11 protein-coding genes and 1 pseudogene are annotated in these 12,769 nt (G+C 60.9%); 7 read left to right on the top strand and 5 right to left on the bottom strand.

What is annotated here, in order from left to right:
• The first annotated feature begins 159 nt into the window (after positions 1 to 159).
• The gene (gene icd / locus C4K40_RS19980) at positions 160 to 1,416 is read left to right on the top strand and encodes an NADP-dependent isocitrate dehydrogenase (protein WP_011062175.1); all 1,257 of its coding nucleotides are present in this window, start codon (positions 160 to 162) and stop codon (positions 1,414 to 1,416) included.
• 79 nt (positions 1,417 to 1,495) lie between these two features.
• Here icd and cspD read toward each other — a convergent pair whose 3' ends face one another.
• Positions 1,496 to 1,753 (bottom strand): cold shock domain-containing protein CspD, encoded by a 258-nt coding sequence (gene cspD / locus C4K40_RS19975; protein ID WP_031320140.1) that lies wholly within the window; start codon positions 1,751 to 1,753, stop codon positions 1,496 to 1,498.
• A 223-nt stretch (positions 1,754 to 1,976) separates the two neighbouring features.
• Between cspD and clpS the strand changes: the two genes are divergently transcribed.
• A complete protein-coding gene (gene clpS / locus C4K40_RS19970) occupies positions 1,977 to 2,339 on the top strand; it encodes an ATP-dependent Clp protease adapter ClpS (protein WP_011062173.1) in 363 nt (120 codons plus the stop codon).
• Between the two features lie 29 nt (positions 2,340 to 2,368).
• A complete protein-coding gene (clpA, locus tag C4K40_RS19965) occupies positions 2,369 to 4,639 on the top strand; it encodes an ATP-dependent Clp protease ATP-binding subunit ClpA (RefSeq protein ID WP_053136619.1) in 2,271 nt (756 codons plus the stop codon).
• Between the two features lie 141 nt (positions 4,640 to 4,780).
• On the opposite strand, the gene infA is transcribed toward clpA, so the two are convergent.
• From infA to trxB, 4 genes and pseudogenes are all read right to left on the bottom strand, one after another.
• A complete protein-coding gene (gene infA, locus C4K40_RS19960) occupies positions 4,781 to 4,999 on the bottom strand; it encodes a translation initiation factor IF-1 (RefSeq protein WP_002553999.1) in 219 nt (72 codons plus the stop codon).
• Between the two features lie 100 nt (positions 5,000 to 5,099).
• Positions 5,100 to 5,807, bottom strand: a complete 708-nt coding sequence (locus tag C4K40_RS19955) for an arginyltransferase (protein WP_053136616.1) — start codon at positions 5,805 to 5,807, stop codon at positions 5,100 to 5,102.
• Between the two features lie 58 nt (positions 5,808 to 5,865).
• Positions 5,866 to 6,545, bottom strand: a pseudogene (gene aat, locus C4K40_RS19950) (leucyl/phenylalanyl-tRNA--protein transferase).
• Between the two features lie 73 nt (positions 6,546 to 6,618).
• The gene (gene trxB / locus C4K40_RS19945; RefSeq protein ID WP_053136613.1) at positions 6,619 to 7,569 is read right to left on the bottom strand and encodes a thioredoxin-disulfide reductase; all 951 of its coding nucleotides are present in this window, start codon (positions 7,567 to 7,569) and stop codon (positions 6,619 to 6,621) included.
• Positions 7,570 to 7,863: 294 nt separating this feature from the next.
• On the opposite strand from trxB, the gene C4K40_RS19940 reads away from it, so the two are divergent.
• From C4K40_RS19940 to crcB, 4 genes are all read left to right on the top strand, one after another.
• Entirely contained in the window at positions 7,864 to 10,272 is a 2,409-nt protein-coding gene (locus tag C4K40_RS19940; RefSeq protein WP_031320136.1) for a DNA translocase FtsK, read from the top strand.
• Positions 10,273 to 10,334: 62 nt separating this feature from the next.
• Complete coding sequence (lolA, locus tag C4K40_RS19935; protein ID WP_022639628.1) at positions 10,335 to 10,958, top strand: outer membrane lipoprotein chaperone LolA; 624 nt, start codon at positions 10,335 to 10,337, stop codon at positions 10,956 to 10,958.
• Between the two features lie 114 nt (positions 10,959 to 11,072).
• Positions 11,073 to 12,398 (top strand): replication-associated recombination protein A, encoded by a 1,326-nt coding sequence (locus C4K40_RS19930; RefSeq protein WP_022639627.1) that lies wholly within the window; start codon positions 11,073 to 11,075, stop codon positions 12,396 to 12,398.
• Complete coding sequence (crcB, locus tag C4K40_RS19925) at positions 12,395 to 12,769, top strand: fluoride efflux transporter CrcB (protein WP_022639626.1); 375 nt, start codon at positions 12,395 to 12,397, stop codon at positions 12,767 to 12,769. The genes C4K40_RS19930 and crcB overlap by 4 nt, the downstream gene beginning before the upstream one ends.

The following is a 12,769-nucleotide window of genomic DNA, read 5'->3' as shown; positions in this document are numbered from 1 at the left end:
AGTGCTCGAATTTGGCACTTTTCCCTTTGCTTTCAGGCTTGTATGCCGCGAATTGCAACGCTTTCACGGCATCCGGGTGGAACATGAGGTTCCCGTCCAGATACAACTGGGTTACGCTCGAATGCAGCCAGATGTTCAATCCACACAACGGAGTTCAGCATGGGATACAAGAAGATTCAGGTTCCAGCAGTCGGCGACAAAATCACCGTCAATGCAGACCATTCTCTCAATGTTCCTAACAACCCGATTATCCCTTTCATCGAAGGCGACGGTATTGGTGTTGATATCAGCCCGGTCATGATCAAGGTTGTCGATGCTGCAGTGAAAAAAGCCTACGGCGGCGAACGCAAGATTTCCTGGATGGAAGTGTATGCCGGGGAAAAAGCGACTCAAGTGTACGACCAGGACACCTGGCTTCCCCAGGAAACCCTGGACGCGGTGAAGGATTACGTGGTTTCCATCAAGGGCCCGCTGACCACTCCGGTCGGTGGCGGCATCCGCTCCCTGAACGTGGCGCTGCGCCAGCAACTGGACCTGTATGTGTGCCTGCGTCCGGTGCGCTGGTTCGAAGGCGTGCCCAGCCCGGTGAAGAAGCCTGGCGATGTGGACATGACCATCTTCCGCGAGAACTCCGAGGACATCTACGCCGGTATCGAGTGGAAAGCCGGCTCGGCAGAAGCCACCAAGGTGATCAAGTTCCTTAAAGAGGAAATGGGTGTCACCAAGATCCGTTTCGATGAAAACTGCGGCATCGGCGTCAAGCCGGTCTCCCTGCAGGGCACCAAGCGTCTGGCGCGCAAGGCGCTGCAATACGTGGTGGATAACGATCGTGACTCGCTGACCATCGTGCACAAGGGCAACATCATGAAGTTCACCGAAGGTGCCTTCAAGGAGTGGGCCTATGAAGTGGCGGCCGAGGAGTTCGGCGCGACCCTGCTGGACGGTGGCCCGTGGATGCAGTTCAAGAACCCGAAAACCGGCAAGAACGTCATCGTCAAGGATGCCATCGCCGACGCCATGCTCCAGCAGATCCTGCTGCGCCCGGCCGAATACGATGTGATCGCCACCCTCAACCTCAACGGTGACTACCTGTCCGACGCCCTGGCGGCGGAAGTCGGTGGCATCGGTATCGCTCCAGGCGCCAACCTGTCCGACACCGTGGCCATGTTCGAAGCCACCCACGGTACTGCGCCCAAGTATGCCGGCAAGGACCAGGTCAACCCGGGCTCGCTGATCCTCTCGGCCGAGATGATGCTGCGCCACATGGGCTGGACCGAAGCGGCGGACCTGATCATCAAGGGTACCAACGGCGCGATCTCGGCCAAGACCGTGACATATGACTTCGAGCGCCTGATGGACGGTGCGACCCTGCTGTCTTCCTCGGCCTTCGGTGATGCGCTGATCTCGCACATGTAAGCCACGCTGCGAGCAAAACGAACCGGCCGATTCAATCCCTTGAATCGGCCGGTTTTTTTATGACTGGATGTTGGGTAAATCAGCTCAAGGCGCTTTCGTGCTGGGCCTCGGCGGCAAGGATTTCTCCGGGCGCCTTCAAGGAGCTTATCTTGACCGCATGCAGCCCCTTGGGTCCTTGGATGATCTCGAAGCTCACGGCCTGCCCGGCTTTCAAGGTCTTGTAGCCATCCATTTCGATGGCCGAGTAGTGGGCGAAGAGATCGTCGCTCTTGCCCTCCTCATTAATAAAGCCGTAACCCTTGGCATTGTTGAACCACTTGACCTTACCGCTAGCCATACTCATATCCCTCTGCAACAGACTCCATCACTGGAGTATCATCCAGTTCATCCACCGCCAAACTTGGTAAAAAGGTTGACGCCGTGGACGTTTATTACCCAATGTGGGCCCTATTGGTTGTAACACCGTTTTGCCGATAGTCAAGGTGACCCGGCGGTCGGAGTTGAATTCCCCCCAGGGCGCCCCCACCACTGTATTTGCACAACTGACGAACCTTCTTTCCATGCATGCAATCAGCCAGATTCGACTAACATTCAATCAGGATCGCCCGGACTTGCACGACGACGATTCCGCTGGCTTGGCGGTACAGGAGGCCAAGCCTGCGCTTCAGGCGCCGCCGATGTACAAGGTGGTTTTGTTCAACGATGACTACACCCCGATGGATTTCGTCGTCGAAGTGCTCGAGATGTTTTTTAACCTGAATCGCGAGCTGGCGACCAAGGTCATGCTGGCCGTCCATACCGAAGGGCGGGCAGTGTGTGGATTGTTTACCCGCGACATCGCCGAGACCAAGGCCATGCAGGTCAACCAGTACGCCAGGGAAAGCCAGCATCCGCTACTCTGTGAAATCGAGAAGGACGGTTAACGCCGACCACTTGGGTATGAGGTGAAGCTATGTTAAACCGCGAGCTCGAAGTCACCCTCAATCTCGCCTTCAAGGAGGCCCGTTCGAAGCGTCATGAGTTCATGACCGTCGAGCACCTCCTGTTGGCTCTATTGGATAATGAGGCCGCTGCCACTGTTCTCCGTGCCTGCGGAGCGAACCTCGACAAGCTCAAGCATGACCTGCAGGAGTTCATCGACTCCACTACGCCATTGATTCCTGTACACGATGAAGATCGCGAGACTCAGCCAACCCTGGGTTTCCAGCGGGTGCTGCAGCGCGCGGTATTTCATGTGCAGAGTTCGGGCAAGCGTGAAGTTACCGGTGCCAACGTACTGGTAGCGATCTTCAGCGAGCAGGAGAGCCAGGCAGTGTTCCTGCTCAAGCAGCAGAGCGTTGCCCGCATCGACGTGGTCAACTATATCGCCCATGGCATCTCCAAGGTGCCCGGGCATGGCGACCATTCCGAGGGTGAGCAGGAAATGCAGGACGAGGAGGGTGGTGAGCCGTCTTCTTCGGGCAATCCTCTGGATGCCTATGCCAGCAATCTCAATGAACTGGCCCGTCAGGGACGCATCGACCCGTTGGTCGGGCGTGAGCATGAGGTCGAGCGCGTGGCGCAGATCCTGGCTCGCCGGCGCAAGAACAACCCGCTGCTGGTGGGTGAGGCAGGGGTGGGCAAGACCGCGATTGCCGAAGGCCTGGCCAAGCGTATCGTCGACAACCAGGTGCCAGACCTGCTGATCAACAGCGTGGTGTATTCCCTGGATCTGGGCGCCCTGCTCGCAGGTACCAAGTACCGTGGCGACTTCGAGAAGCGCTTCAAGGCGCTTCTGGGCGAGCTGAAGAAGCGTCCGCAGGCGATCCTGTTCATCGACGAGATCCATACCATCATCGGTGCCGGTGCGGCGTCCGGTGGGGTGATGGACGCCTCCAACCTGCTCAAGCCGCTGCTTTCTTCCGGTGACATCCGTTGCATCGGCTCGACCACTTTCCAGGAATTCCGTGGGATTTTCGAGAAGGATCGGGCCCTGGCCCGGCGCTTCCAGAAGGTCGACGTCACCGAGCCTTCGGTCGAGGACACCATCGGGATCCTGCGCGGGCTCAAGGCGCGCTTCGAGCAGCACCACGGCATCGAATACAGCGACGAAGCCTTGCGTGCCGCGGCGGAATTGGCCTCGCGCTATATCAATGACCGGCATATGCCTGACAAGGCCATCGACGTCATCGACGAAGCGGGCGCCTTCCAGCGCCTGCAGCCGGCCGAGAAACGCGTCAAGCGCATCGAAGTGGCGCAGGTCGAAGATATCGTGGCGAAGATTGCCCGTATTCCGCCGAAGCATGTCACCAGTTCCGACAAGGAGTTGCTGCGCAACCTCGAGCGTGACCTCAAGCTGACGGTGTTCGGCCAGGATGCGGCGATCGACTCGTTGGCTACCGCTATCAAGCTGTCCCGCGCGGGCCTGAAGTCGCCGGACAAGCCAGTCGGTTCCTTCCTGTTCGCCGGCCCTACCGGTGTCGGCAAGACCGAAGCGGCTCGGCAACTGGCCAAGGCCATGGGGATCGAACTGGTGCGCTTCGACATGTCCGAGTACATGGAGCGGCATACCGTTTCGCGCCTGATCGGTGCGCCTCCCGGTTATGTCGGTTTCGACCAGGGCGGGCTACTTACCGAGGCGATCACCAAGCAACCGCACTGCGTGCTGCTGCTCGATGAAATCGAGAAGGCCCACCCGGAAGTCTTCAACCTGCTCCTGCAGGTGATGGATCACGGAACCCTGACCGACAACAACGGGCGCAAGGCGGATTTCCGCAACGTGATCATCATCATGACCACCAACGCCGGTGCTGAAACCGCGGCGCGAGCCTCCATCGGTTTCACTCATCAGGATCACTCTTCCGATGCCATGGAAGTGATCAAGAAGAGCTTCACGCCGGAGTTCCGCAACCGCCTGGATACCATTATCCAGTTCGGTCGCTTGAGCCATGAAGTGATCAAGAGCGTGGTGGACAAGTTCCTTACCGAGCTTCAGGCGCAGTTGGAAGACAAGCGCGTGCAGCTGGAAGTGACCGATGCCGCCCGCAGCTGGCTGGCCGCCGGTGGCTACGACGTAGCCATGGGGGCCCGTCCGATGGCGCGGCTGATCCAGGACAAGATCAAGCGTCCGTTGGCCGAAGAGATCCTGTTCGGCGAGTTGTCCGACCATGGCGGTGTGGTGCACATCGACATCAAGGATGGCGAGCTGACCTTCGATTTCGAGACCACGGCGGAAATGGCCTGATAGAGTTCGTCTCGTAGAAATGCCAAAGGCACCGCAAGGTGCCTTTGTGCTATCTGGAGAATGGATGTTGAAACCTGCGGGCAGGTTTTTCAGGCGCCAACAAAAACGCCCGGCTTGGCCGGGCGTCTTGTATTGACTTACTTAGCGAGCGCGGTAAGTGATACGCCCTTTGCTCAAGTCATAGGGCGTCAGCTCGACGCGCACCTTGTCACCGGTAAGAATACGAATGTAGTTCTTGCGCATCTTGCCGGAGATGTGCGCGGTTACGACGTGCCCATTTTCCAACTCCACGCGAAACATGGTGTTGGGCAGGGTGTCGACGACAGTGCCTTCCATTTCGAAGCTGTCTTCTTTCGACATGCAGTAAAGCCCTCGGTGTCCAGTTAATGGCCCGGTGCAACTGCGCCAGGCAAAAGCGGCGTGCATTGTGCCCGAAAAGTGGGGTTCAAGCCAAGACCTTCTAGTTCAGGAGCACCCAGCGCTGGTTGATCAGAAGCTCGATGGGGCGGTATTGAGTCTTGTAATTCATCTTTTTGCAGTTCTTGATCCAATAGCCGAGATAGACCGCGTCAAGGCCCAGGCGCAGGGTTTCGCCGATCTGCCAGAGGATCGCGTAGCGCCCAAGGCTGCGGCGTTCTTCGTCGGGTTCATAGAAGGTGTAGACCGCCGACAGGCCATTGGGCAGCAGATCGGTGACGGCTACGGCCAGCAAGCGGCCTTCGAGACGAAACTCATAGAAGCGCGAGAAAGGCAGGTCGCGGACCAGGAAAGTCGAGAATTGATCGCGACTGGGGGGGAACATGTCGCCATCGGCGTGGCGTTGCTCGATGTAGCGCTGGTACAGGTCGAAATATTCTTCGCTGAAACTGGGTTTGGCCGCTTGCACGGTCAGGTCGCTGTTGCGCTTGAGGATGCGTTTTTGCTGGCGATTGGGCAGGAACTGCGCTGCCGGGATGCGCGCCGGCACACAAGCGTTGCAGTTTTGGCAATGGGGCCGGTACAGATGATCACCGCTGCGGCGAAAGCCCATTTCCGACAGATCCGCATAGACATGCACATCCATGGGCTGGCTGGGATCGAGGAACAGGGTGGTGGCCTGTTCGCCGGGCAGGTAGCTGCAAGAATGGGGTTGAGTGGCATAAAACTTCAGGCGCGCCAACTCGGTCATGAGTCAACCCTCGGGATAAGCTTTGGATCTAAGTGTAAGCCACCCCCGCCAAACCCGCCTAGGAAACCCATGTGGCGCGGCTCGGCTGGTCCAGGTGGCGTTGCAGGTAATCGGAAAATTCCCTGCGGGTGATGGCACGGGCACCCAGGCTATGCAGATGGTCGGTGGGCATCTGGCAGTCGATCAGGACGAAACCCCAGTCCTTCAGTCGCTCCACCAGTGTGGCGAAACCGAACTTCGATGCATTGTCGGCGCGGCTGAACATCGATTCGCCGAAGAACAGCTGTCCCATGGCCAGTCCGTAAAGCCCGCCTACCAGCACTCCCTGGTCCCAGACCTCCACCGAATGGGCATGGCCACGCTGGTGCAGTTGCAGGTAGGCGTTCTGCATCGCCTCGCTGATCCAGGTGCCATCGGCATAGGTCCGGGGGGCCGCGCAGGCGCTGATGACCGCGGCGAAGTCTTGGTCGAACGTGACCTGGTAGCGCTGCTGGCGCAGGAGCTTGGCCAGGCTGCGGGATACATGCAGTTCGTTCGGAAACAACACGGTGCGCGGATCCGGCGACCACCAGAGGATTGGCTGGCCCTCGGAAAACCAGGGAAAGCAGCCGTGGCGGTAGGCCTGGACCAGGCGCTCGGCCGACAGATCGCCCCCTGCAGCCAACAGGCCGTTGGGCTCGCGCATGGCTTTTTCCAGGGGGGGAAATCAAGATTGTTGCGTTGTAACCAGGTCAGCATGGCATCCAGACTTGCGGCAGGGGAGGGCGGTGGCAGGCCGTCAGGCGACCTACCACAAGCCTAGGGCGAGACCCTAGTTGTCGTCGAGGAATTTTTCCGCGTCCAGGGCAGCCATGCAACCGGCCCCGGCGGAAGTTACGGCCTGGCGGTAGACGTGGTCAGCCACATCGCCAGCGGCGAACACTCCGGGGATGTCGGTGGCGGTGACGTCGCCTTCGCTGCCGCCCTTGACCAGCAGGTAGCCGTCGCGCATCTGCAGTTGGCCCTGGAACAGGTCGGTGTTGGGCTTGTGACCGATGGCGATGAATACCCCGGACAGCGCCAGGTCGGTGGTGGTGCCGGTCTGGCTGTCCCTCAAGCGCGCGCCCGTGACTCCGCTGGCATCGCCGAGTACTTCATCCAGATGCTGGTTCCAGTGCAGGCGGATGTTGCCATTGGCCGCTTTGTCGAACAGCTTGTCCTGGAGGATCTTCTCCGCCCGGAGCTTGTCGCGGCGATGCACCAGGTGCACCTCCCGAGCGATGTTCGACAGGTACAGGGCTTCCTCTACCGCGGTGTTGCCGCCGCCGATCACCGCCACTACCTGGTTGCGATAAAAAAAACCGTCGCAGGTCGCGCAAGCCGAAACGCCCTTGCCGGAGAAGGCTTCCTCGGAGGGCAGGCCCAGGTACTGCGCCGATGCCCCGGTGGCGATGATCAGCGCGTCGCAGCTATAGCTGCCGCTGTCGCCGACCAGGACAAAAGGCCGTTGCTGCAACTGAGCGGTGTGAATGTGGTCATAGACGATCTGGGTGTCGAAGCGCTCGGCGTGTTTCTGCATGCGTTCCATCAGCACGGGGCCGGTCAGGCCTTCGACATCGCCAGGCCAGTTGTCCACTTCCGTGGTGGTGGTCAGTTGGCCGCCGGCCTGCAGGCCGGTGATCACGGTCGGTTTGAGGTTGGCCCGGGCGGCGTAGACCGCGGCGCTGTAGCCAGCAGGGCCGGAGCCCAGGATGATCAGGCGTGAATGCTTCGCGTCGTTCATAAAAACACCTCATAAGCCTTTGTCAGCAAAGAGAATGCATGCTCCAATTGAACAGCGTATGACAGGCAGGAAACGATGCCCGGCGAGCCTTCCTGGCGTGGCATGGAGTGAACAAACCCGTACAATGTGGCGTTATGGCGGGTTTATTCGCAATTGCACTGTTTCAGAAGCAAGTGACTGAATGTTAAAAGTAGCCCCAGTTACGCCGGTCAACTTTATTTACCTGCTCGGATTGAGCAGTATTTGTAGTCAATCACCCGTTGGACGCGCCCTTGGCGCAGGAAAAGACGCGTTTTGAAGAAATCCACCGCAGCACCCAAACCCGTTGTTCCGCTCTGGCGTCAACAGTTGCACTACCGGCTCAAGGAAGGTGCGCTGATCGCCATCGGAGCCTTGTGCCTGTTCTTGATGATGGCGCTTTTGACCTATGGCAAGGACGATCCGGGTTGGAGTCATAACAGCAAGATCGAGGACGTGCAGAACTTCGGTGGTCCCGCCGGTTCCTACAGCGCCGACATGTTGTTCATGGTGCTGGGTTACTTCGCCTATATCTTCCCGCTGTTGCTGGCGATCAAGACCTACCAGATCTTCCGCCAGCGCCATGAGCCCTGGCAGTGGAGTGGCTGGCTGTTTTCCTGGCGCCTGATCGGCCTGGTATTCCTGGTGCTGTCCGGCGCGGCGCTGGCGCATATCCATTTCCATGCCGCCACGGGCCTGCCGGCCGGTGCTGGCGGCGCCCTGGGCGAGAGCCTGGGCGACCTGGCCAAGAATGCCCTGAACATACAGGGCAGTACCCTGATGTTCATCGCCCTGTTCCTGTTCGGCCTGACGGTGTTCACCGACCTGTCCTGGTTCAAGGTCATGGACGTCACCGGCAAGATCACCCTCGATCTGTTCGAGTTGGTCCATGGCGCTGCCAATCGCTGGTGGGACGAGCGCATGGAGCGCAAGCAACTGGTGGCGCAACTGCGCGAAGTGGACGCCCGGGTCGACGAAGTCGTAGCGCCGAGCGTCGCCGACAAGCGCGAGCAGGCCAAGGTCAAGGAGCGCCTGATCGAGCGTGAGCAAGCCCTGAGCAAGCACATGTCCGAGCGCGAGAAGCAGGTGCCGCCGGTGATTACGCCAGTGGCCACCAAGCCGCCGGAGCCGAGCAAGCGGGTGCAGAAGGAGAAGCAGGTACCGTTGTTCATCGACAGCGCGGTGGAAGGTACCTTGCCGCCGATCTCGATCCTCGACCCTGCGGAAAAGAAACAGCTCAACTACTCCCCCGAGTCCCTGGCGGCCGTCGGCCACTTGCTGGAGATCAAGCTCAAGGAGTTCGGGGTTGAGGTCGCGGTGGACTCCATCCACCCAGGGCCGGTGATCACCCGTTACGAAATCCAGCCAGCGGCCGGGGTCAAGGTCAGCCGGATCGCCAACCTGGCCAAGGACCTAGCCCGTTCCCTGGCCGTGACCAGCGTGCGGGTGGTGGAAGTGATTCCCGGCAAGACCACCGTGGGCATCGAGATTCCCAACGAAGACCGGCAGATAGTGCGCTTCTCCGAAGTGCTCTCGACTCCGGAATACGACAACTTCAAGTCCCCGGTGACCCTGGCCCTGGGCCACGACATCGGCGGCAAGCCGATCATCACCGACCTGGCGAAGATGCCGCACCTGCTGGTGGCCGGTACCACCGGTTCCGGTAAGTCGGTGGGGGTCAACGCGATGATCCTGTCGATCCTGTTCAAGTCCGGCCCGGAAGACGCCAAGCTGATCATGATCGACCCGAAGATGCTCGAACTGTCGATCTACGAGGGCATTCCGCACTTGTTGTGCCCGGTGGTCACCGACATGAAGGACGCGGCCAACGCCCTGCGCTGGAGCGTGGCCGAGATGGAGCGGCGCTACAAGCTCATGGCCAAGATGGGCGTGCGCAACCTCTCGGGCTTCAACGCCAAGGTCAAGGAAGCGGAAGAGGCTGGCACGCCGCTGGCCGACCCGCTGTACAACCGCGAGAGCATCCACGACGAAGCGCCTTTGCTGACCAAGCTGCCGACCATCGTGGTGGTGGTCGACGAATTCGCCGACATGATGATGATCGTCGGCAAGAAGGTCGAAGAGCTGATCGCCCGTATCGCCCAGAAGGCCCGGGCCGCCGGTATCCACCTGATCCTGGCGACCCAGCGGCCGTCGGTGGACGTGATCACCGGCCTGATCAAGGCCAACATCCCGACCCGCATGGCGTTCCAGGTATCGAGCAAGATCGATTCGCGGACCATCATCGACCAAGGGGGCGCCGAGCAACTGCTGGGCCACGGTGACATGCTCTACATGCCGCCCGGTACCAGCCTGCCGATCCGGGTCCATGGCGCCTTCGTATCCGACGATGAAGTGCATCGCGTAGTGGAGGCCTGGAAGCTGCGCGGCGCGCCCGAATACAACGACGACATCCTCAATGGCGTCGAAGAGGCCGGTAGCGGCTTCGAAGGCAGCAGCGGCGGTGGCGAGGGCGATGATCCGGAAGCCGATGCGCTCTACGACGAAGCGGTGCAGTTCGTGCTGGAAAGCCGCCGGGCCTCGATTTCCGCGGTCCAACGCAAGCTGAAGATTGGCTACAACCGCGCTGCCCGGATGATCGAGGCCATGGAAATGGCCGGGGTGGTGACGGCGATGAACACCAACGGTTCCCGCGAAGTCCTGGCTCCCGGCCCTTCGCGCGACTGATCGCGGTTTCGATATCAGCGGCGTGAGGCCACGCCGCTCCATCTACCTGAATGAGGAATCCCATGCGCCTGATTCGCATGTTGCTGCTGCCGGTATTGGCCGTGACCACCCTGTCGGCCCACGCCGATCCCAAGGATGTGGCCCGCCTGACCCAGTTGCTGGAAAAGTCCCAGACCCTGAGCGCACGCTTCTCGCAACTGACCCTCGACGGTAGCGGCACCCAGTTGCAGGAAACCGCGGGCGAGATGTCCCTGCAGCGTCCTGGCCTGTTCTACTGGCACACCGATGCTCCCCAGGAGCAGTTGATGGTTTCCGATGGCCAGAAGGTTTCGCTCTGGGACCCTGACCTGGAGCAGGTGACCATCAAGAAGCTCGACCAGCGCCTGACCCAGACCCCGGCGCTGCTGCTCTCCGGCGATGTGTCGAAGATCAGCGAAAGCTTCGATATCACCTCCAAGGAAGCCGGTGGGGTGATGGACTTCGTCCTCAAGCCCAAGACCCGTGACACCTTGTTCGACAGCCTGCGCCTGTCGTTTCGCAACGGCATGATCAACGACATGCAGTTGATCGACAGCGTCGGCCAGCGTACCAATATCCTGTTCACCGGGGTCAAGGCCAACGAGTCGATCCCGGCTTCCAGGTTCAAGTTCGACATCCCCAAGGGTGCCGATGTGATCCAGGAATAAGAGCCGTTTCCGCGCCCCGGCGGCGTTCGTCCAGGCCCGCATCGACAGGATGCGGCCTGGCGCCGTCGGGAGCGGCCCGTTCCGCGTCGCCGTCCCGAGGTTTGAAGAAAGTCCATGGACCTGTTTCGAAGTGCACCGATCGCCCAGCCGCTGGCTGCGCGCTTGCGTGCCACCAACCTGGACGAGTACGTCGGCCAGGAGCACTTGCTGGCCCGGGGCAAGCCGTTGCGCGAAGCCCTGGAGCAGGGCGCGCTGCATTCGATGATCTTCTGGGGCCCCCCGGGCGTGGGCAAGACCACGCTGGCGCGGCTGTTGGCGGACGTTTCCGATGCGCATTTCGAGACTGTCTCGGCGGTGTTGTCCGGGGTCAAGGAGATCCGCCAGGCGGTGGAGGTCGCCAAGCAGCACGCCGGGCAATATGGCCGGCGCACCATCCTGTTCGTCGATGAAGTGCATCGTTTCAACAAGTCGCAACAGGATGCCTTCCTGCCCTACGTGGAAGACGGCACTCTGATCTTCATCGGCGCCACCACGGAAAACCCCTCCTTCGAACTCAACAACGCGCTGCTGTCCCGGGCTCGGGTCTATGTACTCAAGAGCCTGGACGAGACGGCGCTGCGCAAGCTGGTGCAGCGTGCCCTGGGCGAGGACCGTGGCCTGGGCAAGCGACACCTGAGCCTGAGCGACGAAGGCTTCCAGATGCTGATGTCGGCCGCCGATGGCGATGGCCGGCGCATGCTCAACCTGCTGGAGAACGCCTCCGACCTGGCCGAGGACGGCGGCGAGATCGGCACCGACCTGCTGCAGAGCCTGCTGGGCGATACCCGGCGGCGCTTCGACAAGGGCGGCGAGGCGTTCTACGACCAGATTTCCGCGTTGCACAAGTCGGTGCGTGGGTCCAATCCCGATGGCGCCCTGTACTGGTTCGCCCGCATGCTCGACGGCGGCTGCGATCCGCTGTACATCGCCCGGCGCGTGGTGCGCATGGCCAGCGAGGACATCGGCAATGCCGACCCCAGGGCCCTGAGCCTGTGCCTGGCGGCCTGGGATGTGCAAGAGCGGCTGGGCAGCCCCGAGGGCGAGCTGGCAGTGGCCCAGGCCATCACCTACCTGGCCTGCGCGCCGAAGAGCAATGCAGTGTACATGGGCTTCAAGAACGCCATGCGTGCCGCTGCCGAGCACGGTTCGCTGGAAGTGCCGTTGCACCTGCGCAACGCCCCGACCAAGTTGATGAAGCAACTGGGCTACGGCGAGGAGTATCGCTACGCCCATGACGAGCCGGACGCCTATGCTGCCGGCGAGGACTACTTCCCCGAGGCGCTGGAGCCCCTGGCTCTCTACCAGCCGGTACCCCGTGGCCTGGAATTGAAGATCGGCGAGAAGCTCAAGCACCTGGCCGCCCTGGACCGGGCCAGCCCCCTGCAGCGGAGAAAACCTTGATCCCGTTGATACTCGCGGTTTCGGCCGGCGGCGTCGCCGGCACCCTGTTGCGCTTCGCTACCGGCAACTGGATCAGCGCCAATTGGCCGCGGCACTTCTATACCGCGACGCTGGCCGTTAATATCGTGGGCTGCCTGCTGATCGGCGTATTGTACGGACTGTTCCTGATCCGTCCGGAAGTGCCGATCGAAGTGCGTGCCGGATTGATCGTCGGTTTCCTCGGCGGGCTGACGACTTTTTCATCCTTTTCACTGGATACCGTGCGTCTGCTGGAAAGCGGACAAGTGGCGCTGGCCCTGGGCTATGCGGCGCTGAGTGTATTCGGCGGGCTGCTCGCCACCTGGGCCGGCCTGTCCCTGACCAAACTTTGA

Origin of the sequence: Pseudomonas sp. CMR5c (genome assembly GCF_003850545.1) — a bacterium.
GTDB classification, from domain to species: domain Bacteria; phylum Pseudomonadota; class Gammaproteobacteria; order Pseudomonadales; family Pseudomonadaceae; genus Aquipseudomonas; species Aquipseudomonas piscis.
This window is presented reverse-complemented; position numbering and strand designations above follow the sequence as displayed.

Coding starts and splice junctions, on each gene's coding strand:
- icd (WP_011062175.1), top strand. CDS start 160: ATGGGATACAAGAAGATTCAGGTTCCAGCAGTCGGCGACAAAATCACC.
- cspD (WP_031320140.1), bottom strand. CDS start 1,753: ATGGCTAGCGGTAAGGTCAAGTGGTTCAACAATGCCAAGGGTTACGGC.
- clpS (WP_011062173.1), top strand. CDS start 1,977: ATGCATGCAATCAGCCAGATTCGACTAACATTCAATCAGGATCGCCCG.
- clpA (WP_053136619.1), top strand. CDS start 2,369: ATGTTAAACCGCGAGCTCGAAGTCACCCTCAATCTCGCCTTCAAGGAG.
- infA (WP_002553999.1), bottom strand. CDS start 4,999: ATGTCGAAAGAAGACAGCTTCGAAATGGAAGGCACTGTCGTCGACACC.
- C4K40_RS19955 (WP_053136616.1), bottom strand. CDS start 5,807: ATGACCGAGTTGGCGCGCCTGAAGTTTTATGCCACTCAACCCCATTCT.
- trxB (WP_053136613.1), bottom strand. CDS start 7,569: ATGAACGACGCGAAGCATTCACGCCTGATCATCCTGGGCTCCGGCCCT.
- lolA (WP_022639628.1), top strand. CDS start 10,335: ATGCGCCTGATTCGCATGTTGCTGCTGCCGGTATTGGCCGTGACCACC.
- C4K40_RS19930 (WP_022639627.1), top strand. CDS start 11,073: ATGGACCTGTTTCGAAGTGCACCGATCGCCCAGCCGCTGGCTGCGCGC.